Below are 24,677 nucleotides of genomic sequence, written 5' to 3'. Positions count from 1 at the left end.
ATGAGCTTCACACGGAAGCTGCGTGTGGTGGGTGGCGCGGTGGTGGCCGGTGCGCTGCTCTTCGGCACCGCACCGGTTGCGTCGGCGGATGAGATCAGAGATGCGCAGTGGCCTTTGAAGGCATTCTCCGCGGAGAAGATCTGGGCACTCTCCACCGGCAAGGGCGTGACCGTCGCCGTCATCGACGACGGCGTCGACTCCAGCCATCCCGACCTCAAGGGAAATGTTCTTCCCGGCAAGAGTTTTGAGGACGGGGGCTCTTCGGAGCCGAAGGACGGAGACACCCACGGCACGCAGATGGCGTCGGAGATCGCCGGCCACGGCCACGGGGCCGGGGGAGCGTCGGGGGTCAAAGGACTGGCGCCCGACGCGAAGATCCTCCCGGTACGGGACACCGGTATGACGGAGAAGGGCTTCGGCCCGGCCATCCGTTACGCGGTGGACCACGGTGCCTCGATCATCAATATCTCGCAGGCCGTCTCCACGAAGAGCGATGACGACGAGGCGGCCATCGCCTACGCGCTGAAGCACGATGTGCTGGTGGTGACCTCGTCCGGAAACGAGGGCAAGGGCGCGGAAGCGATTGAATACCCGGGAAGTTACCCCGGTGTTCTGACGGTGGGCGGTGTCCAGAACTCGGGAGAGATCTGGAGCAAGTCCAACTACGGGCCGCCCGTCCTGCTGAGCGCTCCGGCGGTCGGCATCGTATCGGCCGGTAACAGTGGCACCTCCATGTACCAGAAGGGCACCGGTACGTCCGACGCGACGGCTTATGTATCGGCCTCTCTCGCTCTTCTCCGGGAGAAGTTCCCCGACCTGACCGTAGGCCAGTTGGTCAACCGCCTCACCAAGAGCGCCGGTCTCCCCGCCTCCGCGAAGGGGATTCAGCTTCCCGATCAGAAGTACGGTTACGGATTCATCCAGCCGCTCGCCGCGCTCAAGCGGGATATTCCGGCGGGGCCGAAGAACGGGCCGTTGAAGATGCCGACGGCCACGTCCTCTCCGGCCGGGGGGGATTCGGCGGTTTCGCAGGGCAGTGACGGTTCCGGGGATTCGGCGCAGGCGGCGGACACGGCGGGGGTGAGTCCGCTCTTCATCGCGATTGTCGCGGTCGCGGGCCTTGTCGTCATCGGGATCGTGGTGGCGATCGTGCTGCTGGTGCGGCGGAAGGGCCGGCGGAACGGCCCGCCGCCGGGTGGGCCCGGTGCTCCCGGCTTCGGCGGGCAGCAGGTGCCGTATCAGCAGGGTGGTGCCCCGGGGCAGTATTCCGCGCCGCCCGGTCAGTACCCGCCGCCCGGTCAGTAGCATTTGGCGGACGCGGCCTCTTGTCTCCCCGCATGCGGGGAACGAACGAGTTCCCGGCATGCGGTGAGGCGTTTCGGCAGGCCTTTCCCTCTCGGCAGGTCTTTCACGGGTGCCGGGCAGAGGTGACAGAACAAAGAGCGAAGAACGAAACGAAGAGCGGGGTCTGTGGCAACGTAGGGACGTTGCCACAGACCCCGCTCTTCTGTGTTTCGGGCGGCGGGCCGGACCGGGAATTCCGGAGAATGGCGAAGGGGAAGGCGAAGGGGAAGGCTGGTGTCGGGGCCCGGTGGATAAGGGTCAGCCGAAGACGGACCGTACGCTTTCCTTGACGCTGTCCGTGTGTTCCTGGTGGCGGGTGGCGGCGCCGCCGGTGCGGTTGTCCACCTGCCGCTGGGCGTGGTCGAGACCGCGATCGGTGAGGTCGGTCCGGGCGCGGTCGACGTAGGTGGTGGGGTCGGCGAGGCTGGTGACGCCGTCCTTGTATTCGCCGATCCTTTCCTCCGCGTCCTTCTGGACTTCGTCGACGTATTCCTTGGCGTGTTCCTTGCCGATGTCGGCGGTTTCGTTCCAGCGGATGCCGTCGCGTTCGTCGAAGTGGGATTCGATGCCCTGCTCGACGACGTTCTGTGCCATCTTGGTGCCGGCTTCTTTCGCCTTTTCCTTGGCGCCGTCGATGACGGTTTCCTGAACGAACCCCTTGGCCTGGTCCTTGGCCGCGGTGACGACCTTGTCCTTGACCTCGTCCTTGACGGTCTTCTTGATGTAGTCGGCCGCGAGTTTGCGGGATTCCTTGGAAACCGCCTTCTTGGCCATGTTCTTGATGGCGTCCACGGTGGCGTGCTCCATGGCCTTCGTGGCCGCCTGGATCACTTCCCGCTTGATCTTGTCGAGAATCTGCCGGACGATCAGGCGCGTCGCCTGTGTCGCGCCGGCGGCGCCCAATTCGGAGAGGCCCAGGGTGAAGGGGGCGGCGGCCTGTGCGGAGATGAGTTCCACGGCCAGCAACACGAGCTGGGCGATGACCGCGACTTTCCCTTCGATGACGGCGAGCGCGGCGGCGTCGAAGGCGAGCGCGATGACCTCGGCGGCCGCCGCGGCGTCACGGAGATAGTTGTCGCCGCTGTTCCCACCGCCGGCGAATGCGCCCCATTCGTTGGTGAAAGCCTCGATGGCCTCACCGGAGTTGGCGGAGGTGACCTCGTTCGCCGCTGACGAGCCCTGGGAGAGGGTTTCGTTGACCTGCTCGGCGAAGGTGCGCCATGCCGCCGCGCATTCGAAGAGCGCGTCCTCATCGGCCTCGGGCCAGTCGTATCCGAGGAGGTTCAGGACCCAGGTGACTTCTCCTGGAAGCGTCAGTGACACGGTGTTGTCCCCCGTACGGTGTGGCAGTCAAGTGTGGCGTGGCCGCGGCCGGTCGGCCGGGGCGCGGTGTGGCAGGTGGTGCCGGGGCGGTCCGGGAGTTCCGGGAGATCGGCGCCGGAGTGTGCCGGGGCGGGCGGCCCCGTCAGATCATGGGGCGGCCGACGGCGCTGATGGTGTGAATGCCCTGCTCTTCGGAGGCGTTGTATGTGCGGGACATCTCTTCGAGCTTCTCGCCGATTCCTTCGAGGCGTTCTCCGAGGGAGTCCATCGACTTGAACATGCCGTCCCGGATCGGCTCGTAGATTGTTTTGAAGATTTCGCCGAAGTCGCAGTCCTGCAGCGGATCGCCGATGCCCTTCAGGTCGTCCTGAAGCTTCTTCGACGCCTTGGAGAAGTCGCTGCCGATGTGGGTGAACGCGGTGCCCTGTGCCTTCAGGACGTCCGGATCTACGTCAAAAGCCTTATCTGCCATCGCTGCCCCCGTTGTGTGCCGCTTTCCGCATGGCAATTTTCACATCCAACGCTCTCACTTTATGTGATCCGTATGGCGCACTGTCAAACGGGAATGTGCAGAATCTGTGGGAATTGTGGAGCCTCAATGGGCGTGTGGAACGGGGGAGGGAAGCGGCTTCCGGACGGGGCCGGGGGCGGTGGTCCCGTAGCATCTCGGATCATGGAAGAAGGCAGGGGCGAGGAGCCTCTCTCGGGGGAGCGGGCGGCGCCGACGCCCCGTCAGGCGCGGCGGATACGGATCGCCCTGGCCTCGGTGATGATGGGCGCGATGGCCGTGGTGCTGGTGGTGCGGCTGGCCAGCCGGACGTCGGTGCTGGTGGTCGGGGTGTACGGAGCGGCGCTGGTGCTCTGCGGCGTGGTCATCGAACTCAGCCGTCACGGCCGCACCCGGTTGGGGAGTTGGCTGCTCGGGGTCGGACTGGCCGCCGCCCTCGCCGCGGACTGGCTGCTGCTTCCGTGAACCGGCCGAAGCCGTTCCCCGTCGGGTGACCGCCGCGGCCCGCCGCCGGGCCGCACGGAGCGGGCCGCACGGAGCGGACCCGGCCCCGCACCGGGCGCGCCGTCTCGCCGTCCGGTGTTACGAACGGTCGGCCGAGACGGCCCCGTCGGCCGTCACAGCGGGTGCCGCCGCGGTGATCCACCGGGCGGTGACACCGCGCTCGGTGGCGAGCAGCAGAACGCCGTCCGCCGACAGGTCGGCGCCGAGGACGGGGGTTTCGGTGAGCACCGAGGCCACCACCTCCTGGGTCCGCCGGTCCCTGACCCGCACGTATCCGTCGTCCCGGTCGATGCCGAACGGGGCGGCGGCGCGCTCTTCCTCGGACGGGCGGACCACCTGTCCGGGCGCCGCGTCGACCGGTGTGCCGTCCGCCAGGGCGTGGACGGTGTACGCGCCCTCGCCTCCGGGCAGCGGCCGGGCACCCGGCGTCGCGGCCGGCACCTGGACGACCGCCACCGGCACGGGTGCGGGGCCGCCCGGCACCACCCCGGCGGCGACGGTGGTCACCCCGGCGGCCGGCAGGCTCCACAGGGTGCGCCACGGCAGCGCGAGCCCCAGGCCGTGCAGCGCCTGTGCGTACGGCAGCAGGCCGTCCTCGACGAACGCGGTCTCCAACAACGCCGCGCGGAGGGCGGGCGCCGCCCCCGAACGCGTCAGCAGCGGCGCCGTACGCAGATACGTACGGGCCGGGGCGCCCAGCTCCTGGGGCGGTACGGACTCGACGGCGGCGCGCAGCACCACCGGGTCGGCGTGGGTGAACAGGCCCGGGTCGGTGAGGAGTTGGGGCAGCAGCCCGGCGTCCAGGGTGTGTCCGGCGAGGTGGTCGCGGACGTAGGGGTCGGCCCGGGACCAGTCCTGGCCCGGCACCGCCTCCAGCAGTTTCATGGCGATCCGGGTCTGCGCGCCCCGGACGTCGGGCAACTGCCCCCGGATCTCCGCGGCCAGCGCCGGGTGGACGAGCCGGACCAGCGGCCGGCCGTCGCCACCGCCGTCCCCGGTGGTGGACGGGGCGTCCACCCGTGTCACGAACGGGGCGGTCAGCGGCGCGTCCTCGGCAGGCTCCCGGCCCGCACCGTGCTCCGCCACGGCGTCCGCCAGCGGGCCCCACAGCGGGAGCGGCACCCCGCCGCCCTCGGCGAGCGCCAGCGGTGCCAGCAACCCCCGCAGCGTCTGCGGGTCCTCGCCCAGCCGCCGGGCGTGCTGGTCGACCACCTGCCCCACGGTGGCGGGCAGCCGCTCCGCGTCGTCCGGATCGAACCCTTCGGGCGCCAGCAGCGCGGAACGGACGGCCAGCTCCACCGTCAGGTGGTTCCCGTCGGCGCGGGACGCCAGCGCTCCGGCGAGCGCCGCACGCCGCCGCGCGTCGGTGGTGAACGGCAGGGCGACCGCGCCCCGGACCGGGTCGAGCGCCGCCGCGGCGTGCCGTACCAGCCCTTCCGGATCGGCCCACTCCGGTGCGTCGAGGTCGATGATCTGCGCCTGGCCCTGCGGCAGTCCCGCCGTCAGCTCGGCGGCCGACTCGCGCGGGACGACGGCCAGGAGCTGCACGGTGGGGACGGCGGCGAGCGGGGCGAGGACCTCGCGCACCAGGCGGACCGGTTCCCCGGCGGCGCGCACGGGGCCCGCCGCCGCGATGTCCGGGACGACCACCGTCACCGGCTCCTGCCGGGCGCCCAGCTCGGTGAAGACGTCGGCGGCGCGGGTGGCGGCGAGGCCGAAGTGGTCGGCGACGCTCCACAGCAGCTGCGCCGCGGTGAGCCCCTCGGGACGGGGCACGGCGGGCGCGGGGAGGTCCGGCGGTACGGTCGCCGGGTCCAGTTCGTCCAGCGGCAGCCGGGTGCGGAACTCCGGGTCGCACAGCATCAGGAAACCGGTGAGCAACCGGCCGCGTCCGCTGCCCGGGGCGCCCGTCAGCGCGATGACGCGGGGCGCGCCGGGCCAGCTCATCCGCCAGGCGGCGAGGGCGCGCAGCACCGCGGTGCGGCCGCCGATGTACGGGTGCGGCGCGTAGCCGGGCGCCGTGGCGCCGTCCGTCCGCGCGGCGCCGATGATGTGCCCGTCCCCCATGAATCCCGCCTCCACCGTCATGCTTTTCCGGCTCCACCGGCGATCTTATGATCCGCGCCGGGCACCGGGAGCAGGCCGGGGCAGGCTGTTCCGGAACCGGTACACGGGCGGGTACCGGTGGCCGCGACCCGGATACCGGGCGGCCGCACCGCTGCCGGCAGCGGCCTTTCGGGGTGAAAAGCCGCGTACCCCCGATTTCCGTACGCCTTTCCCGGGGCACGGCGGGACGCTCTCCGGCGGACGGGACCCGGCGGGTCTTCCGTACACCGCGAGGGCGGCGGAACCGCGCCGCGTGAAGAAAGAAAGGGGAAGGGGAGAAGAAAAGGGGCGGGACGGCGGGAATTGCGGGGGAGGGACGGAGAAAGGGGTGAGGGGCGGGCCCTGCCGCGGGCCCGCCCCTCGCCCCTTTCCGTGGTTTCTCAGCGGTGGGAGGAGCCGCCACGGCCGCGGCGCGGACCGGTGACGAGACCGGCGGAGGGCCCGTCGCGCTCCGCGCGCTCCTTGTCCTCCTGCTCCTCCTGCTGCTTCTGCCAGGCGGCGAACTTCTCGCGCGACTCCTCGCGCTCCGCCATCGTCTGGTTCTCCGCCGCGCGCCGCATCTCCCCGATACGGTCGCCGATCGCGTCCAGGTACGTCGGGGTCTGGATCGCTTCCTTCATGCCGATCCGCCCGGCCAGCACCTCCCTGGCCATCTCCTGGAGCGGTCCGCCGACGCTGGGGTTGTCCGCCAGGGTCTTCAGCGCCTTGCGCAGCCGGTGCGCCTGCTCCGGATCCTGGGCGACATCCATCAGGTCCTCGTCCTGGATCTGCCGTTCGTTGCTCATGCTGTGCCCCCTTGAGTGTGGCGCAGCCACCCCATGTGCTGCACCGGCGTGATGAGTGTAATGACGAGGGCGAAGAGAGCGCCAAGTCGGGTTGTCGCTATTGCCGGATATCGCGTACCGCGCATTCCGGATGCCGCTGTCCGGCCGCCGAACGGCGGGACGAAGGCCCTTTACCGGTGTGCTACACCTGGGAAGATGTCCGGCAGGTCACTGTCATTCAATTCGGGGAGAAAAGATGTCCGATGAAGTCCGGACCGATACCGAGCAGTTGCACAAGCTCGGCACGGTCTTCGAAAAACACGCGGACGATCTGGCACGGCAGTTGACCGCATTCCGGCGCCGGGCGGACGCCACCGCGCTGCACGACGGTTTCGGCGGCGAGGAAGCGGCCCGTTCCCATGTGGAACTCTACGAACAGGCCGAACGCGCCCTCGGGCAGCTGCGGCAACGGCTCGCCGAGGTCGGCGTCGACATCCGGCGGACCGCCGACGCGACGCAGGCCACCGACGACGAGCTGGCCACGATGATCAGGAGTGTCGGATGACGGGGCAGGGCAACCCGGAGGCGCTGCGGGAGGCCGCGGCCGGCTGGCGGGCGATGGGCAGCCACCTCGACGGCATGGTGCGCGAGCTGGACACGCACGTGGGCCGGGCGGCGGCCGCCGACTGGCAGGGCCCGGCGGGTGAGGCGTTCGCCGCCGACTGGCACCGCCTCAAGCGGTCGGTGGACGACTCGCTGCCGGTCTTCGAACTGGCCGCCGCCGACCTGGACTCCGCCGCCTCCCGGCCCGCGGAGCCGGAGCCCGACGCGGCGAAGGACGCCCCCGCGCCCGCCGCGCCCGCGGACACCTCCCAGGGCGGCAACCGCGATCTGATGTACGGCGTCATGGCCCTCGGACAGCTGGGCAACGCGCTCGGCGGCTTCGCACGGGGCAAGGGGGGCGCAGGCGGCGGCCAGGGCAACCGGCCGCCGCTGCGGGGCGAATGGGCGGTCTCCGACGCGCCCGCGGGCCCCGACCCGTTCGGTCCCGCCGGCCCCGTCCGGGGCGGCGCCGGTGTCGCCAAGGGGGCCCGTACCCCCGAGAGCCCGCCCGCCCCGTCCGGTACGGACGGCCCGAAGGACGCCGCCCCGGTGGGCAGGGGTCCCGACGGCCCGCCCGCGGCCCGCCCGGCGCCCACGACCGCCGCCGCCTCCGCGCCGGCCGCCGAGGCCCCCGGCAAGCCCGACGACACCACGGGCACGCCCGGCACCCCCCGCCCCGACGTCGGCAGACACGGCGCCTTCGGCTGAACCGCCCACCGGGCCCGGCTCACCGCGCCCGCCAGGGCACGGGGCCGGGCCCCATGCGTCGGGCCCCATGCGTCGGGCCCCATGCGTCGGGCCCCATGCGTCGGGCCCCATGCGTCGGGCCCCATGCGTCGGGCCCCATGCGTCGTACGCGGAACGGCGGTGGGGCGCCCCCCGTGAAGAGGGGCGCCCCACCGCCGTTGTGCTGGACGGTTGTGCCGGTCAGCGGCTGTTCGCCGGGAGCCAGCCGGTCTGGACCAGCTGTGCGCCGCGCTTGCGCGTGACGAACGTGGCCCGGCCGGGCGTCAGGCTCTGGCCCTTGATGTTGCCCATCAGGGCGCCCTCGCCCGGGTCGGCCGAGAGGATCAGGCCCTGTGCGCCCAGCTCCTTCGTCCGCTGCATCACCGGCTCGAACGAGGAACGTCCGGCACCCGAGGAGGTACGCGCCAGGATCAGGCGCAGACCCAGGTCACGGGCGAACGGCAGGTACTCCAGGAGCGGCTGCAGCGGGTTGCCGCTGCTCGTCGCCACCAGGTCGTAGTCGTCCACGATCACGAACGCGTCCGGCAGGTCGTACCAGCTGCGGTTACGCAGCTGCTCCGGGGTGACGTCCGGGCCCGGCATCCGGCGGCCCAGCGAACCGGCGAGACCGGAGATGACCTCCTCCAGCTGCGGCCCGGCGGCGCAGTACTTGTACAGATGGCTCTCCGGGACCTCGCCGAGCAGTGCGCGGCGGTAGTCGGAGACCACCATCAGCGCCTTGTCGGACGAGTACCGCTCGGCGATCTGCTTGGTCAGCAGGCGCAGCAGCGACGACTTGCCCGACTCGCTCTCGCCGTAGATGACCAGCAGCGGGTCGGTCTCGAAGTCGATGAAGGCGGGCGACAGCGTCGTCTCGTCGACACCGATCGCGATGCCGTGCTCCGGGTAGTCGCTGCCCTTGGGCAGATCCCGGGCGTACAGCATCGTCGGCAGCATCCGCACCTGCGGGGCGGGCTCGCCCTGCCAGTGCTCCCGGACCGTCTGCACCAGGTTCGCCATACCGTCGCTGAGCGACTCCGGGTCGCTGATGCCGTCCAGCCGCGGCAGCGCGGCGAGGAAGTCCAGCTTCTCCGGCGACAGACCACGGCCCGGCTTGCCCATCGGCACGTTCTCCGCGCGCTTGCGGTCGAACTCCGACTCCATCGCGTCACCGAGCCGCAGCTCGACACGGTTGAGGAGCTGATCGCGCAGGGCCGGCCGGATCTCCGTGTAGCGGGAGCCGGCGATGATCAGGTGGATACCGAAGCCCAGACCGCGCCCGGCGATGTCCAGGATGACCGGGTCCAGCTGCTCGTAGTCGGTCTTGAACGTCGCCCAGCCGTCGATGATGAGGAAGACGTCGCCCCACTTCTGGTCGGGGAACGCCCCCGAGGCACGCCGCTGGCGGTACGTGCCGATGGAGTCGATGCTGTGCTGCCGGAAGAATTCCTCACGCTCGTTGAGGATGCCGACGACCTCGGCGACCGTACGGCGGACCTTCTCAGCGTCCAGGCGCGAGGCGACCCCGCCGATGTGCGGCAGGCCCTCCATGGAGAGCATGCCGCCGCCACCGAAGTCCAGGCAGTAGAACTGCACCTCGGCCGGGGTGTGGGTGAGCGCGAACGACGCGATCGTCGAACGGATCAGCGTCGACTTGCCGGACTGCGGACCACCGACGACCAGACCGTGACCGGCACCGGACGAGAAGTCCAGGTACATCACGTCGCGCCGCTGCTCGAACGGCTTGTCCACCAGCGCGACCGGCACCACGAGCTTGCCGAGCGCGCTGTACTCCGGCGCGTGCACGCCCCGCTCGGGGGTGACGGCCAGCGCCGGCAGCAGCTGGTTGACGGTCGGCGCCTCCTCCAGCGGCGGCAGCCACACCTGGTGGGCGGGCGGGCCCTGGCCCTGCATCCGGTGGACGATGACGTCCAGCACGGTGTCGGCCAGCGCGTCGTCCTGCTGCGGCGCCTCCGGCTCGACCGGCGTCGGGTCCTCGATGATCTGCTCGGCGACCGGCGCCGCGGTGAACGGCACCGGCAGCCGGTTGGCCCGGCCACCGCCGCCCCCGCCGCCCGCACCGGGACCGCGGTAGGGCCCCGACACGTACGCGGCCTTGAACTGCACCATCGTCTCGGTGTCGTACTTCAGGATGCCGGAGCCGGGGACGTTCGGCAGGTGGTAGGCGTCCGGTACACCGATCGCGGTCCGCGACTCGGCGGCGGAGAACGTCCGCAGACCCAGCCGGTACGACAGGAAGGTGTCCAGACCGCGGAGCTTGCCCTCCTCCAGACGCTGCGAGGCGAGCAGCATGTGCACACCCATCGAACGGCCGATACGGCCGATCTGGATGAACATCTCGATGAAGTCCGGCTTGGCGGCCAGCAGCTCGGAGAACTCATCGATGATCATCACCAGCGACGGCAGCGGATCCAGCGGGGCACCCGCGGCGCGCGCCTTCTCGTAGTCGGTGATGTTCGCGTAGTTGCCCGCCGAGCGCAGCAGCTCCTGACGGCGCTGGAGCTCACCGGTGATCGAGTCGCGCATGCGGTCGATCAGCGAGACGTCCTCACCGAGGTTGGTGATGACCGCCGCGACGTGCGGCATCTCCGACATACCGGTGAAGGTCGCGCCACCCTTGAAGTCCGCGAGGATGAAGTTCAGCGTCTCGGACGAGTGGGTGACCGCCAGCGCCAGCACCAGGGTGCGCAGCACCTCGGACTTACCGGAACCGGTCGCACCGACACACAGACCGTGCGGGCCCATGCCCTCCTGCGAGGCTTCCTTGATGTCGAGCATGACGGGCTGACCGTCCCGGTCGACACCGATCGGCACCCGCAGCCGCTCGTGCAGCGTCCGCGGCCGCCAGGTGCGCTGGACGTCGACGGAACCGGCGTCGCCGATGTCCATCAGGTCCGTGAAGTCCAGGTTGGACAGCAGCGGTTCCTCGCCGTCCGCCCCCGAGCCGGCCCGCAGCGGCGCCAGCTGACGCGCCAGCGCCTCCGCCTCCGGGATCGACAGGGTGTCGCAGACGCCCTCGTACACCGCGCCGTTGGCCGACTCCAGCACCAGCTTGCCCGGCCAGACCTGGACGGCCAGACCGCCGCGGATCTCGTCGAGGTCGCCGGGGACGATCTCGATGATCGTGACGCCCTGGAGACCCTCCGCACCGGCGATCACCGAGTCGATCGGCACCTCGCCCGCGTCCAGCACGATCACCAGGTGCGGGGTGTCCGTCACCGGGGGGCCCTGCGGGTTGAAGCGGCCGCGGCCCTCCAGCTCGTCGGCGAGCAGCTCCTCGACCTCGCCGAGGTCACCGACGACCAGACGGCGACTGCCCGCACCGTCCGTCGTCTTGTCCTGCACGTGCGGCAGCCACTTCGTCCACTCCCAGTCCGCCTGCGCGCCGGGCGAGGCGACGACCGCGACCTTCAGGTCCTCGGGCGAGTGCAGCGTGCACAGCTGCGACACCATCGCGCGCGCGGCGCCGTAGACGGTGTCCGGGTCGCCGGAGACCGTCAGGTGGTAGAAGGCGCGCAGCGACACCGCGAGCGGGAGGTTCTCCAAATGCCCGTGCTTGTCGAGGAATTCCTTCATCGCGTGCGCGGTCAGCGGCTCCAGCTCGTCGACCGGCGCGGTCTCCGGAGCCTTCAGCGGGGTCGCCAGCTGCTGCGGCCCCAGGCCCAGCCGCACCTGTGCGAAGTCCGGGTCGCCCGCCCGGCGTTCCCAGACCCGCTTGCCCTCCGCGACGACCGACCACAGCTGGCCGGGGTCGGGATGGGTGAAAAGCTGCGCGTCCCGCTGTTTACGCGCGGTACGCCGGACCTCTTTCCGCTTCTGCGAAAGGTACTTGAGGTAATCCTGGCGCTCTTGAACCATTTGCCCGGAAGGGCCTTGACGCGCTTTGACGATCTGCACGATCGCCATTGCCAGAGTGGAAACCACCATCACGCCGCCCATGATTTTCATGAACGGCTGGCCACCCATGAAAAGGAAAGCCGCCGATGAGCCCATACCCATCATGGGCATGAACATCATCAGAACGTTCTCCTGTTCCCCTTCCCGGGGAAGCTCCGGAGGCGCCTCCAGCGTCACCTCCTCACCGGGAACTTCAGGCGGTAGCGCGCGGGGCGGGCGCTTGACGATGACAACGCTCACCGAGGCATCAGTCCTTCATGCATCTCGCAGTCTCGGACCGCCCCCGTTGGATTCGACGGTCCCCCGAGCCAAGTCCTTGGCCCGACGCAGGCGTTGATCCTACTGTTCGGAGTCAAGTCTCGGGGGGAGTGGGGCAAGCGCCGAATCGGACGGTACGCTGACGCCCCGCGAGCGTGCCGCGGCGGCGTGAATAAGGCTTCCCGAGGGCTCCCTGAGGGATCCGTATGTGACTCCATATATACGCCACGCACGCGACAAACCGCCCAACGGATAGGGGGAACCGCCAGGTGAGCACGACCACAGGAACCGGCTTCTGCCGGGTCACAGTCGCCGCGCCGGACGCACGGATCGATGTGGCACTGCCGGAGGACGTCGCACTCGTCGACATCTACCCGGAGATCCTGCGCCTGTCCGGGCAGTCCCAGGCGGAGGGCGCCCCCACCGGTTACCACCTCGTGCGCCGTGACGGCACGGTGCTGGACGCCGGCCGCTCGCTCGCGCAGCAGCAGATCCTCGACGGCGACCTCCTCCTGCTCAAGCCGTTCGCCGAATCGCTGCCGCTCCCCGTCTTCGACGACGTCTCGGACGCCGTCGCCTCCGCGGTCAAGCAGAACCGCACCCGCTGGAGCGACGACCTCATGCACTACGTCGGCCTCACCGCCGGCGTGCTGCTGCTGACGATGATGGCGTTCGCCCTCTGGTTCTCGAACCCGGTCGACCGCGACATGCACCGGCTGCCCGGCATCATCGCGGGCGTCGTCGGCGTCGTGCTCGTCGCCGTCTCCGGCGTCCGCGCCCGCGTCTACGACGACCACGGCTCCTCCATCGCGCTGGGCCTGTCCTCGCTGCCGCACCTGCTGATCGCCGGCTCCGGCATCTTCCCCGTCAACGCGGGCGAGGGCCCCGGACGCCTCCACCTCCTCGTCGGCTGCGTGGTCGTCCTGATCGCCTCCGTCCTGCTGGTGGTCCTGCTGCCGCAGGGCGACGCCCCGTTCGTCGCCGCCGCCTTCCTCTCGGCGATCGGCACCCTCGCGGTCTTCGCGGCGATCCTCACCGACGCCGCCCCCATCGAGGTCGCCGCGGTCACCGCCGCCGTCTCCATCGCGCTCGTCGCCTGGCTGCCCGGCCTCTCGGCCCGCTTCGCCCGCCTGCCCATCGGCTACAAGTCGCCCGACCAGATCGCCAAGGGCTACGACGCCGACGGCGACTCCGAGGCCGTCGACTTCATCAAGATCGGCAACCAGGCCCGCCGCGGCCACGAACTGCTGCTCGGCCTCGTCGCCGGCTGCTCCGCCCTGGTCGTCGGCTCCGCCGGTGTGGTCCTCGGCTTCTCCGACAACATGTGGGCCCAGCTGATGGCGCTGGCCGCGGGCATCACGATCATGCTGCGCGCCCGGCTCTTCGACTACACCGCGCAGATCGCCTGCATGACCGTCGCCGGCATCCTCACGATCGTGCTGCTCATCCTGGGCATCACGCTCCACCCGCCGGTCGACGCCCTCGTCGAGCTGGCCCGCTTCGGCGACTCCGGCCCGCTCAACATCCGCACCGTCTGGTTCTCCGCCAGCATCGCCGGCGGCGCCGCGCTGCTCGTCGGCGTCGGACTGATCGTCCCCCGCAAGGGCGTCACCCCCTTCTGGGGCCGGATCTTCGACATCTTCGACGGCCTGGTCCTGCTCTCGCTGGTGCCGCTCTGCCTCGCGGTGCTGGACGTCTACGCCAAGGTGCGCGGTCTGACCGGCAACTGACCGGCACCCGCGCCCCACGACGGCCCCCCAGGTCCGCCCGGGGGGCCGTCGCCGTCGGCTGGTACGCTGTGTGACGGTCCGCCGTGAGTCATCAAGATTCCCTGTGAAGCAAATCCAGGGACGCTCCCGGGCCGATCACCCAGAGGAGTATCGCGTGTCGCTCGACGCCGCCACGAAGAAGCAGATCATGACCGAGTTCGCCACGAAGGAAGGCGACACCGGCTCCCCCGAGGTCCAGGTGGCCCTGCTCTCCCGCCGCATCTCGGACCTCACCGAGCACCTCAAGACCCACAAGCACGACCACCACTCCCGCCGTGGTCTGCTGCTGCTCGTCGGCCAGCGCCGCCGCCTGCTGCAGTACCTGGCGAAGAAGGACATCACGCGCTTCCGTGCGCTGGTCGAGCGCCTGGGCATCCGCCGCGGCGCGGCGGGCGCCAAGTAAGACGCCGTGAAGGGAGCGGTTCCCGCCGGGGGCCGCTCCCTTTGCCGTACGCACCGGACACCGGCGTCGCCGCGAGGCGGCCGGAAGCTTTGTAGTCTGGTGTCACGAGCACAACCGAACGAGGGGGAGCGCCCCCTGGCCGCCGGTCCTCGGTAGTGGCCCCCGGATGTACCCCGCGCGAGACGTCTGCGCGGCGCGCCCCGGGAGCTTCGATCGAAGACCGGCCCGTACCGGCGCTCCCCGACGAAGGTCCGCCGCCACACGGGCGGCGGACGCTGACGAGGAGATTTTCTTGGTGGAGAACGAGACCCACTACGCCGAAGCCGTCATCGACAACGGCACCTTCGGCACCCGCACCATCCGCTTCGAGACGGGCCGCCTGGCCAAGCAGGCCGCCGGCTCCGCCGTCGCGTACCTGGACGACGACACCATGGTGCTGTCGGCCACGTCCGCGTCGAAGAAGCCCAAGGATCAGCTCGACTTCTTCCCCCTGACGGTCGACGTCGAGGAGCGGATGTACGCGGCCGGCAAGATCCCCGGCTCCTTCTTCCGCCGTGAGGGCCGGCCCTCCGAGGACGCGATCCTCACCTGCCGCCTGATCGACCGGCCGCTGCGCCCCTCCTTCGCGAAGGGCCTGCGCAACGAGATCCAGATCGTCGAGACGATCATGGCGCTCAACCCCGACCACCTCTACGACGTGGTCGCCATCAACGCCGCCTCCTGCTCCACGCAGCTGGCCGGCCTGCCCTTCTCCGGCCCGATCGGCGGCACCCGTGTCGCGCTGATCAACGGCCAGTGGGTCGCCTTCCCGACCCACACCGAGCTGGAGAACGCGGTCTTCGACATGGTCGTCGCCGGCCGGGTGCTGCCCGACGGTGACGTCGCGATCATGATGGTCGAGGCCGAGGCCACCGAGAAGACCGTCCAGCTGGTCAAGGACGGCGCCGAGGCCCCGACCGAAGAGGTCGTCGCCGCCGGTCTGGAGGCCGCCAAGCCCTTCATCAAGGTGCTCTGCAAGGCCCAGGCCGACCTCGCCGCCAAGGCCGCCAAGCCGACCGGCGAGTTCCCCGTCTTCCTCGACTACCAGGACGACGTCCTGGAGGCGCTCACCGCCGCGGTCAAGGACGAGCTGGCCCAGGCGCTGACCATCGCCGGCAAGCAGGAGCGGGAGAACGAGCTCGACCGCGTCAAGGAGATCGCCGCCGAGAAGCTGCTCCCGCAGTTCGAGGGCCGCGAGAAGGAGATCTCCGGTGCCTACCGCGCGCTGACCAAGAAGCTGGTCCGCGAGCGCGTCATCAAGGACAAGGTCCGCATCGACGGCCGCGGCGTCACGGACATCCGTACGCTCGCCGCCGAGGTCGAGGCGATCCCGCGGGTGCACGGCTCGGCGCTGTTCGAGCGTGGCGAGACCCAGATCCTGGGCGTCACCACCCTCAACATGCTCCGCATGGAGCAGCAGCTGGACACCCTCTCCCCGGTGACCCGCAAGCGCTACATGCACAACTACAACTTCCCGCCGTACTCCGTCGGTGAGACCGGCCGCGTGGGCTCGCCCAAGCGCCGCGAGATCGGCCACGGCGCGCTCGCCGAGCGCGCCATCGTGCCGGTCCTGCCGACCCGCGAGGAGTTCCCCTACGCGATCCGCCAGGTCTCCGAGGCGCTGGGCTCCAACGGCTCGACGTCCATGGGCTCGGTCTGCGCCTCCACCATGTCGCTGCTGAACGCCGGTGTGCCCCTCAAGGCCCCGGTCGCCGGTATCGCCATGGGTCTGATCTCCCAGGAGATCGACGGCAAGACCCACTACGTCGCCCTCACCGACATCCTCGGTGCGGAGGACGCCTACGGCGACATGGACTTCAAGGTCGCCGGCACCAAGCAGTTCGTCACCGCGCTGCAGCTCGACACCAAGCTCGACGGCATCCCCGCCTCGGTCCTGGCCGCCGCGCTGAAGCAGGCCCGCGACGCCCGCCTCCACATCCTCGATGTGATGAACGAGGCCATCGACGTCCCGGACGAGATGTCCCCCAACGCCCCGCGGATCATCACCGTCAAGATCCCCGTGGACAAGATCGGTGAGGTCATCGGCCCCAAGGGCAAGATGATCAACCAGATCCAGGAGGACACCGGCGCCGACATCACGATCGAGGACGACGGCACCATCTACATCGGTGCCGCCGACGGCCCGGCCGCCGAGGCCGCCCGCGCCACGATCAACGGCATCGCCAACCCGACCATGCCGGAGGTCGGCGAGCGCTACCTGGGCACCGTCGTGAAGACGACGACCTTCGGCGCGTTCGTCTCCCTGCTCCCGGGCAAGGACGGCCTGCTGCACATCTCGCAGATCCGCAAGCTCGCCGGTGGCAAGCGCGTGGAGAACGTCGAGGACGTGCTCGGCGTCGGCGCCAAGGTCCAGGTCGAGATCGCCGAGATCGACCAGCGCGGCAAGCTCTCCCTGATCCCCGTGATCGAGGGCGAGGACGGCACCGAGTCCGACAACAGCGGCTCCGCCGCGGGCAAGAAGGACGACGCCGCCAAGTGACGTCCCGCACGCACCGTGCGACGGCCCGCCCCTCTTCGGAGGGGCGGGCCGTCGCCCGTACCCAAACACTTCTCAAGGGCGAGGGCGGCGCGGGCACCGTCCGCCGCACCGTCCTGCCCGGCGGACTGCGGGTGGTCACCGAGACCCTGCCCACCGTCCGCTCGGTCAGCTTCGGCATCTGGGCCCACGTCGGCTCCCGCGACGAGACCCCGTCGCTCAACGGCGCCACCCACTACCTGGAACACCTGCTCTTCAAGGGCACCGAGCGGCGCAGCGCGCTGGACATCTCCGCGGCGATCGACGCCGTCGGCGGCGAGATGAACGCCTTCACCGCGAAGGAATACACCTGCTACTACGCGCGGGTCCTCGACACCGACCTGCCGCTCGCCATCGACGTCGTCTGCGACATGCTCACCGGCTCCCTCATCGAGCCCGAGGACGTCGAGGCGGAGCGCGGCGTGATCCTCGAAGAGATCGCGATGACCGAGGACGACCCGGGCGACGGCGTCCACGACCTCTTCGCGCACACGATGCTCGGCGACACCCCCCTGGGCCGCCCGGTCCTCGGCACCCCCGACACCGTCAACGCCCTCACCGCCGCGCGCATCCGCCGTTTCTACAAGAAGCACTACGACCCCACACACCTCGTCGTCACCGCCGCCGGCAACGTCGACCACGCCAAGGTCGTCCGCCTGGTCCGCCGCGCCTTCGAACGGGCCGGCGCCCTCGACACCGCGGCCGGCGCCCCGATCGCCCCGCGCGCGGGCTCCCGCACGCTGCGCGCCGGCGGCCGCGTCGAGCACCTGAACCGCAAGTCCGAGCAGGCCCACGTCATCCTCGGCACCCCGGGGCTGGCCCGCTCCGACGAGCGCCGCTGGGCCCTCGGCGTCCTCAACACCGCGCTCGGCGGCGGGATGAGCTCCCGTCTCTTCCAGGAGGTCCGCGAGAAGCGCGGCCTGGCCTACAGCGTGTACTCGTACACCTCCGGCTACGCCGACTGCGGCCTCTTCGGCGTCTACGCGGGCTGCCGCCCGAGCCAGGTCCGCGACGTCCTCGCGATCTGCCGCGACCAGCTCGACCAGGTCGCCGCCGAGGGACTGACCGACGACGAGATCCGCCGCGCCATCGGACAGCTGCGCGGCTCCACCGTCCTCGGGCTGGAGGACTCCGGCGCCCTGATGCACCGCATCGGCAAGAGCGAGCTGTGCTGGGGCGCCCAGCTCTCCGTCGACGAGATGCTGGAGCGGATAGCCGCCGTCACCCCCGACGAGGTCCGCGAGGTGGCCCGTGAGGTGCTGGGCGCGCGGCCCTCGCTGTCCGTCATCGGCCCGTTGAAGGACCGGCAGGCCGACCGGCTGCACGAAGCCGTCGCCTGACCCGCCGTACCACCGAGAGAGAGCTGACACGATGAGCAAGCTGCGCGTGGCCGTCATCGGCGCCAAGGGCCGGATCGGCTCGGAAGCCGTCAAGGCCGTCGAGGGCGCCGAGGACATGGAGCTGGTCGCCGCGCTGGGCCGCGGCGACTGTCTGGAGGCGCTGACCGACGCCGGTGCCCAGGTCGCCGTCGAGCTGACCCACCCGGACGCCGTCATGGGCAACCTCGACTTCTGCGTCCGCCACGGCATCCACGGCGTGGTCGGTACGACCGGCTGGACCGAGGACCGCCTCGCGCGGCTGCGCACCGCGCTGGCCGCCTCCCCGGCGACCGGCGTGCTCATCGCGCCGAACTTCTCCATCGGCGCCGTGCTGACCATGACCTTCGCCCGGCAGGCCGCCAAGTTCTTCGAATCGGCCGAGATCATCGAGCTGCACCACCCGAACAAGGCGGACGCCCCGTCCGGGACGGCCACCCGTACCGCGCAGCTCGTCGCCGCGGCCCGCGAGGAGGCCGGCTGCGCCCCGCAGCCGGACGCCACCAGCACCGCGCTGGACGGCGCCCGCGGTGCGGACGTCGACGGTGTGCCCGTCCACTCGGTGCGGCTGCGCGGGCTCCTCGCCCACCAGGAGGTGCTGTTCGGCGGCGTGGGGGAGACCCTCACCATCCGCCACGACTCGCTGCACCACAGCAGCTTCATGCCGGGCATCCTGCTCGGCGCACGCCGTGTGGTGTCCACCCCGGGCCTGACGCTGGGCCTGGAACACTTCCTCGACCTGGGCTGACGTCATGGGCGGAAAGATCACCTACTTCTTCCTCGCGACCGTGCTGGTGCTGGTCTTCGGCGTGGTCGCGATGGAGGGCGTCCTGCTCCTGCTGACCGGGGAGCCGGCCGCGATGGGCATGGGCGCCATAGCCTTCGTCCTGCCGGTCATCGGCGCGTGGTTCCTCTGGCACAACACCCGCTTCGCCCGCGACGCGCACCGCCTCGGCCGGGAGCTGGCCGCCGAGGAGGGCGACGGCGCCGAGGGCGAGCCGCTCGCCCGTACCCCGGGCGGCCGCATCGACCGGGACGCCGCCGACGCGGTCTTCGCCCGGCGGCAGGCCGAGACGGAGGCGGCGCCCGACGACTGGCGGGCCTGGTTCCGCCTCGCCGTCGCCTACCACGACGCCCGCGACACCCCGCGCGCCCGCAAGGCCATGCAGCGCGCCATCGCCCTGCACGACGGGGCACCGGCCCGTACCTGAACGGGGCCGTGCCCGGACCGCGACCACCGCGTACGGCCGCGGGCCGGCGAGCACGGCACACATGACGGCGGCGCCCGGCCGGGAACACTCCCGGCCGGGCGCCGCCGTCGTACGTATCGCTCCGACCCGCTACCTGCGGTACTCCGCGGCCCACGCCTCCAGGACGTCGGCGGCCCGCTCGAACGCCTCCGGGCGGCCGAGGAAGTCGGCGTCGTGATCGGTGAGCAGTACCCGCGACGCACCGGACACCCGCCGGTCGACCAGCGCCTGCCCCTGCACCGTGCGCGGCAGCCCCAGCCAGCGCACCGGCTGCTGCACCGTCCGCAGAGCCCCGGTGGCGCTCCACGCCTCGGTGACCGTGCCGAACAGACCGACCCGCCGCAGCCCGTGCGAGCTGACCCACACGCCCACCCGCAGCAGCCGCAGCGCCAGAGCGATGACGACGAGCGCCACGGCCACGCAGGTCACGGCGCCCGCCGGCGAACCGGCGAAGCCGATGATCATCGCGGAGAGCAGGACGAACGACGCGAGCAGCAGGGCCACCGCCGAGATACCGACCCGCCAGGGACCGGGGCGGTAGGGCCGCCGCCAGACCTCGGGCGCCTCATGGGGCAACGGCGCAGCCGCCGGACGGTTGCCGGCGTCGAGGTCACGGTCGGCCGTCAGGAAGGGCAGGGGCACGGCTGATCCTCACTCAGGGCACTGACGAAAGCGGTGATCCGGTGAGGCTATCTGCCGGACGGGGCCGGGGCCACCGGTGCCCTCGGGCACGGGCGGCCCCGGCCCCGTGGTCAACGGTCGCCGGCCCCGCGGCTCAGCGGTGCGCGGCCTCGGACTGATGCGTGCCGGCGGCGCCGGGGCTCTCCTGCTGGAGCGCGGGCAGCCCGAGCAGCAGGGAGCCGGCCAGGCCGCCCATCAACGTCAGGGTCATCAACGTGCGGCCCGCCAGCTGGGAGCGGGAGGCGCGTTCGCGGGGCGGGGGAGTGACATTGCTGCGGAACCGGTCTGCCTCGGCGACGAAGGCGAACGGGACGGGCTCACGCCGGCGGAACATCTGGGGCTCTCCTAGGAACCTCGAAGTGGGCACTTTCACAGAGTCAGACGTCTGTGGCGTCCGTTTGGTGCCCGTTTCCAGTAACTTCTGTGAAAAATATCAACGCCCCCGCCCCCTCCGGGCGCCGGGGTCCCTTTTGCCCGCTAACACCGCATCAGGCGGGATTTCCCGCGCTGTCAGTGGCGGGCCGTAGGCTGGGCGCGCACGGAACGAACGGAAGGAACCGCCGGTGTCCCAGACCCCCGCCGCGAGCACACAGAGCCCCCAGGGCCCTGACAGCTCCGACAGCGAGCCCGCCCGCTTCCGGAGCGAGGTGACGGTCGAGCTGGTCAAGCACAGCGCCGCGGACAGCGACGTGCTGTGGGCGGCCCGCGTCTCCACGGCCGGTGAGCAGTCCCTCGACGAGCTGCAGAAGGACCCGGAGCGCTCCAAGGGCCTGATCAACTACCTGATGCGCGACCGGCACGGCAGCCCGTTCGAGCACAACAGCATGACCTTCTTCATCAGCGCCCCGATCTTCGTCTTCCGCGAGTTCATGCGCCACCGCGTCGGCTGGTCGTACAACGAGGAGTCCGGCCGCTACCGCCGCCTGGAGCCGGTCTTCTACGTCCCCGGCGCCGACCGCAAGCTCGTCCAGCAGGGCCGCCCCGGCAAGTACGAGTTCGTCGAGGGCACCCCCGAGCAGCACGAGCTGACCGGCCGCGCTATGGAGGACGCCTACCGCCGGGCGTACGCCGCCTACCAGGAGATGCTGGCCGCCGGCGTCGCCCGCGAGGTCGCCCGCGCGGTCCTGCCCGTCGGCCTCTACTCCTCGATGTACGCCACCTGCAACGCCCGCTCCCTGATGCACTTCCTCGGGCTGCGCACCCAGCACGAACAGGCGAAGGTCCCGTCCTTCCCGCAGCGCGAGATCGAGATGGTCGGCGAGCAGATGGAGGCCCACTGGGCGCGCCTGATGCCGCTCACGTACGCCGCGTTCAACGCCAACGGCCGCATCGCCCCGTAAGGCGCCGACCTGCGGTGCGGACCCTCCGGCGGCCCACCCCGGAGGTGTCCGTATTGCAGCATTTTGAGAACTTCATCTACGCTGAAGAAACGGACCCGGCACTGCTTGAACCCCCGAGCAGGCAGTGCCGGAGTCCACATCCTTGGCTCCCCGGAGGCGCACCCAGCGGTGAGCTACGAGTAGCGTGGGACCCATGGCTCCGACTTCCACACCGCAGACCCCGTTCGGGCGCGTGCTGACCGCGATGGTCACCCCGTTCACGGAGGATGGCGCACTCGACCTCGACGGCGCGCAGCGGCTCGCCGCCCACCTGGTGGACGCAGGCAACGACGGTCTCGTCGTCAACGGCACCACCGGAGAGTCCCCGACCACCAGCGACGCGGAGAAAGCACAGCTGGTCCGCGCCGTGGTCGACGCCGTCGGTGACCGTGCCTTCGTGGTCGCCGGAGCCGGCACCAACGACACCCGGCACAGCGTCGAGCTGGCCCGCGCCGCGCAGGACGCCGGCGCCCACGGTCTCCTCGCGGTCACGCCGTACTACAGCAAGCCGCCCCAGGAAGGACTCCTGCGGCACTTCACGGCCATCGCCGACACCACCGACCTGCCGGTGATGCTCTACGACATCCCGGGCCGCAGCGGCGTCCCGATCAACACCGAGACGATCGTCCGGCTGGCGGAGCACCCCCGGATCGTCGCCAACAAGGACGCCAAGGGCGACCTCGGCCGCGCGAGCTGGGCCATCGCCCGCTCCGGCCTCGCCTGGTACAGCGGTGACGACATGCTCAACCTCCCGCTGCTCTCCGTCGGCGCGGTCGGCTTCGTCTCGGTCGTCAGCCACGTCGTCACGCCCGAGCTGCGCGCCCTGCTCGACGCCCACCTCGCCGGTGACGTCACCAAGGCGACGGAGATCCACCAGAAGCTGCTGCCGGTCTTCACCGGCATGTTCCGCACCCAGGGCGTCATCACCGCCAAGGCGGCCCTCGGCCTCCAGGGTCTGCCCGCCGGGCCGCTGCGCCTGCCGCTGGTCGAGCTGGCACCCGAGGAGACGGAGCAGCTGACGCGGGACCTCGCCGCCGGCGGGGTACAACTCTGAGTACAGACTTCACAACTGAAAACGGCCCTTAACCGCCCCACAGCAAGTGCACGAATGTCATGCGCGCCACGTGCCCCGACGGCAGCGTGGCGCGCGTGGTGAGGAGAGTCTTTTGAGTCATCCGCATCCCGAACTCGGCCGTCCCCCGAAGCTCCCCAAGGGCGGCCTGCGGGTCACGCCCCTCGGCGGTCTGGGGGAGATCGGCCGCAACATGACGGTCTTCGAGTACGGAGGCCGGCTGCTGATCGTCGACTGCGGAGTGCTCTTCCCCGAGGAGGAGCAGCCCGGAATCGACCTGATCCTGCCGGACTTCACGTCCATCAGGGACCGGCTCGACGACATCGACGGCATCGTGCTCACGCACGGCCACGAGGACCACATCGGCGGCGTCCCCTACCTCCTGCGGGAGAAGCCGGACATCCCGCTGATCGGCTCCAAGCTGACCCTCGCGCTGATCGAGGCGAAGCTCCAGGAGCACCGCATCCGGCCGTACACCCTGGAGGTCAAGGAAGGCCACCGGGAGCGGATCGGCGCCTTCGACTGCGAGTTCGTCGCCGTCAACCACTCCATCCCGGACGCCCTCGCGGTCGCCATCCGCACCCCCGCGGGCATGGTGGTGCACACCGGCGACTTCAAGATGGACCAGCTCCCGCTGGATCGCCGGCTGACCGACCTGCCGGCCTTCGCCCGGCTCGGCGAGGAGGGCATCGACCTGCTCCTCACCGACTCGACCAACGCCGAGGTCCCCGGTTTCGTCCCGCCGGAGCGGGACATCTCCAACGTCCTGCGCACGGTCTTCGCCAATGCGCAGAAGCGCATCATCGTGGCGAGCTTCGCCAGCCACGTCCACCGGATCCAGCAGATCCTCGACGCCGCCCACGAGTACGGCCGCCGGGTCGCCTTCGTCGGCCGCTCGATGGTCCGCAACATGGGCATCGCCCGCGAGCTGGGCTACCTCAAGGTCCCCGCGGGCCTGGTCGTGGACGTCAAGACCCTCGACGATCTGCCGGACGACGAGGTCGTGCTGGTCTGCACCGGCTCCCAGGGCGAGCCGATGGCGGCGCTGTCCCGGATGGCCAACCGCGACCACCAGATCCGGATCGTCCCCGGCGACACGGTGATCCTCGCGTCGTCCCTGATCCCGGGCAACGAGAACGCGGTCTACCGCGTGATCAACGGCCTGACCCGCTGGGGCGCCGACGTCGTCCACAAGGGCAACGCCAAGGTCCACGTCTCGGGCCACGCCTCGGCCGGCGAGCTGCTGTACTTCTACAACATCTGCAAGCCGAAGAACCTCATGCCGGTGCACGGCGAATGGCGCCACCTGCGCGCCAACGCCGAGCTGGGCGCGCTGACCGGCGTCCCGAAGGACCGGATCGTGATCGCCGAGGACGGCGTCGTGGTCGACCTGGTCAACGGCGTCGCGAAGATCGTCGGCAAGGTGCAGGCGGGATACGTGTACGTCGACGGGCTCTCGGTCGGCGATGTCACCGAGACCCATCTCAAGGACCGCCGCATCCTCGGCGACGAGGGCATCATCTCGGTCTTCGTGGTGGTGGACAGCACCACCGGCAAGATCGTCGGCGGCCCGCACATCCAGGCCCGGGGCTCCGGTATCGACGACTCGGCGTTCTCCTCGGTCATCCCGAAGATCGACGAGTCCCTGGCCAAGTCGGCCCAGGACGGCGTCGTCGAGCCGCACCAGCTCCAGCAGCTGATCCGCCGCACGATCGGCAAGTGGGTGTCGGACAACTACCGCCGCCGTCCGATGATCCTTCCCGTGGTCGTCGAGGTCTGACAGGTACGTACGGCTGCCGGCAGGCACGCCCGTGGAGCGGGGCGCCCGGATTTGCATCCGGGCGCCCCGCTCCAGTAGGTTTACGTCTCCGCCTGAACGGGAAGCCCCGCACGCCGCGTGCGTACGGACCGCTCTCCCGAAACGGCGGGAATTCCGACCCGGAGAAATCTGATAAAGTCGGGTCAGCCGAAAGGAAAAACCCCTCCGACGGGTAATCGGAAACGAATTCGGGCCGGAAACGGTGAGAATCGGATCTGCTAGAGTCGGAAAGGCCGGAAAGCGAAAGCCGAAGGCCACCCCGCCTCCTACCGGGGACCGGAAACGCCCAGCGGATCTGG

General features: G+C 70.6%; 20 protein-coding genes. 13 read left to right on the top strand and 7 right to left on the bottom strand.

Annotated features, from left to right (window positions below; translation table 11 throughout):
- The gene (locus ACZ4M8_RS05395; protein WP_467603524.1) at positions 1 to 1,305 is read left to right on the top strand and encodes a S8 family serine peptidase; all 1,305 of its coding nucleotides are present in this window, start codon (positions 1 to 3) and stop codon (positions 1,303 to 1,305) included.
- 297 nt (positions 1,306 to 1,602) lie between these two features.
- On the opposite strand, the gene ACZ4M8_RS05390 is transcribed toward ACZ4M8_RS05395, so the two are convergent.
- The gene (locus ACZ4M8_RS05390) at positions 1,603 to 2,667 is read right to left on the bottom strand and encodes a WXG100-like domain-containing protein (RefSeq protein WP_467603522.1); all 1,065 of its coding nucleotides are present in this window, start codon (positions 2,665 to 2,667) and stop codon (positions 1,603 to 1,605) included.
- Positions 2,668 to 2,809: 142 nt separating this feature from the next.
- Positions 2,810 to 3,139 carry a hypothetical protein gene (locus tag ACZ4M8_RS05385; RefSeq protein WP_467603521.1) on the bottom strand — a complete coding sequence of 110 codons (330 nt, stop codon included), beginning with the start codon at positions 3,137 to 3,139 and terminating at the stop codon, positions 2,810 to 2,812.
- A 201-nt stretch (positions 3,140 to 3,340) separates the two neighbouring features.
- Between ACZ4M8_RS05385 and ACZ4M8_RS05380 the strand changes: the two genes are divergently transcribed.
- A complete protein-coding gene (locus ACZ4M8_RS05380) occupies positions 3,341 to 3,640 on the top strand; it encodes a hypothetical protein (RefSeq protein WP_399085014.1) in 300 nt (99 codons plus the stop codon).
- 117 nt (positions 3,641 to 3,757) lie between these two features.
- Here ACZ4M8_RS05380 and ACZ4M8_RS05375 read toward each other — a convergent pair whose 3' ends face one another.
- Positions 3,758 to 5,767 (bottom strand): ATP-binding protein, encoded by a 2,010-nt coding sequence (locus tag ACZ4M8_RS05375; protein WP_467603519.1) that lies wholly within the window; start codon positions 5,765 to 5,767, stop codon positions 3,758 to 3,760.
- Between the two features lie 398 nt (positions 5,768 to 6,165).
- A complete protein-coding gene (locus ACZ4M8_RS05370) occupies positions 6,166 to 6,570 on the bottom strand; it encodes a hypothetical protein (protein ID WP_467603518.1) in 405 nt (134 codons plus the stop codon).
- Between the two features lie 235 nt (positions 6,571 to 6,805).
- On the opposite strand from ACZ4M8_RS05370, the gene ACZ4M8_RS05365 reads away from it, so the two are divergent.
- Entirely contained in the window at positions 6,806 to 7,114 is a 309-nt protein-coding gene (locus ACZ4M8_RS05365) for a WXG100 family type VII secretion target (protein ID WP_467603516.1), read from the top strand.
- Complete coding sequence (locus ACZ4M8_RS05360; RefSeq protein ID WP_467603514.1) at positions 7,111 to 7,860, top strand: WXG100 family type VII secretion target; 750 nt, start codon at positions 7,111 to 7,113, stop codon at positions 7,858 to 7,860. The genes ACZ4M8_RS05365 and ACZ4M8_RS05360 overlap by 4 nt, the downstream gene beginning before the upstream one ends.
- A 219-nt stretch (positions 7,861 to 8,079) precedes the next feature.
- Here the strand turns inward: ACZ4M8_RS05360 and eccCa are convergent, their stop codons facing one another.
- Entirely contained in the window at positions 8,080 to 12,036 is a 3,957-nt protein-coding gene (gene eccCa, locus ACZ4M8_RS05355; RefSeq protein ID WP_467603512.1) for a type VII secretion protein EccCa, read from the bottom strand.
- A 287-nt stretch (positions 12,037 to 12,323) separates the two neighbouring features.
- Here eccCa and eccD point away from each other — a divergent pair, with 287 nt between their 5' ends.
- The 6 genes from eccD to ACZ4M8_RS05325 all read left to right on the top strand — a co-directional run bounded on the left by eccD (position 12,324) and on the right by ACZ4M8_RS05325 (position 19,388).
- Entirely contained in the window at positions 12,324 to 13,784 is a 1,461-nt protein-coding gene (eccD, locus tag ACZ4M8_RS05350) for a type VII secretion integral membrane protein EccD (RefSeq protein WP_467603509.1), read from the top strand.
- Between the two features lie 154 nt (positions 13,785 to 13,938).
- A complete protein-coding gene (gene rpsO, locus ACZ4M8_RS05345; RefSeq protein WP_009714645.1) occupies positions 13,939 to 14,226 on the top strand; it encodes a 30S ribosomal protein S15 in 288 nt (95 codons plus the stop codon).
- A gap of 295 nt (positions 14,227 to 14,521) precedes the next feature.
- Complete coding sequence (locus ACZ4M8_RS05340; RefSeq protein WP_467605241.1) at positions 14,522 to 16,765, top strand: polyribonucleotide nucleotidyltransferase; 2,244 nt, start codon at positions 14,522 to 14,524, stop codon at positions 16,763 to 16,765.
- Complete coding sequence (locus ACZ4M8_RS05335) at positions 16,762 to 18,141, top strand: M16 family metallopeptidase (protein WP_467603506.1); 1,380 nt, start codon at positions 16,762 to 16,764, stop codon at positions 18,139 to 18,141. The genes ACZ4M8_RS05340 and ACZ4M8_RS05335 overlap by 4 nt, the downstream gene beginning before the upstream one ends.
- A gap of 31 nt (positions 18,142 to 18,172) precedes the next feature.
- On the top strand, positions 18,173 to 18,925 hold the full coding sequence (gene dapB / locus ACZ4M8_RS05330; RefSeq protein WP_467603504.1) for a 4-hydroxy-tetrahydrodipicolinate reductase: 753 nt from the start codon (positions 18,173 to 18,175) through the stop codon (positions 18,923 to 18,925).
- A gap of 4 nt (positions 18,926 to 18,929) precedes the next feature.
- On the top strand, positions 18,930 to 19,388 hold the full coding sequence (locus tag ACZ4M8_RS05325) for a hypothetical protein (protein WP_467603502.1): 459 nt from the start codon (positions 18,930 to 18,932) through the stop codon (positions 19,386 to 19,388).
- A 129-nt stretch (positions 19,389 to 19,517) separates the two neighbouring features.
- Here the strand turns inward: ACZ4M8_RS05325 and ACZ4M8_RS05320 are convergent, their stop codons facing one another.
- Together ACZ4M8_RS05320 and ACZ4M8_RS05315 are read right to left on the bottom strand one after the other, a co-directional pair.
- Positions 19,518 to 20,069 carry a hypothetical protein gene (locus ACZ4M8_RS05320; RefSeq protein ID WP_467603500.1) on the bottom strand — a complete coding sequence of 184 codons (552 nt, stop codon included), beginning with the start codon at positions 20,067 to 20,069 and terminating at the stop codon, positions 19,518 to 19,520.
- 133 nt (positions 20,070 to 20,202) lie between these two features.
- Positions 20,203 to 20,442 carry a hypothetical protein gene (locus ACZ4M8_RS05315; RefSeq protein WP_467603498.1) on the bottom strand — a complete coding sequence of 80 codons (240 nt, stop codon included), beginning with the start codon at positions 20,440 to 20,442 and terminating at the stop codon, positions 20,203 to 20,205.
- 229 nt (positions 20,443 to 20,671) lie between these two features.
- On the opposite strand from ACZ4M8_RS05315, the gene thyX reads away from it, so the two are divergent.
- From thyX to ACZ4M8_RS05300, 3 genes are all read left to right on the top strand, one after another.
- Entirely contained in the window at positions 20,672 to 21,448 is a 777-nt protein-coding gene (thyX, locus tag ACZ4M8_RS05310; protein WP_467603496.1) for an FAD-dependent thymidylate synthase, read from the top strand.
- 193 nt (positions 21,449 to 21,641) lie between these two features.
- A complete protein-coding gene (dapA, locus tag ACZ4M8_RS05305; RefSeq protein WP_399084976.1) occupies positions 21,642 to 22,541 on the top strand; it encodes a 4-hydroxy-tetrahydrodipicolinate synthase in 900 nt (299 codons plus the stop codon).
- Between the two features lie 112 nt (positions 22,542 to 22,653).
- Positions 22,654 to 24,339: a ribonuclease J gene (locus tag ACZ4M8_RS05300; RefSeq protein ID WP_467603494.1), complete on the top strand. Its 1,686-nt coding sequence runs from the start codon at positions 22,654 to 22,656 to the stop codon at positions 24,337 to 24,339.
- Positions 24,340 to 24,677: the final 338 nt, after the last annotated feature.

It is taken from the genome of Streptomyces sp. NPDC027185 (assembly GCF_055567035.1).
Note: the sequence above shows the minus strand (reverse complement) of the source record. Positions and strands in the feature narration are given on the sequence as shown.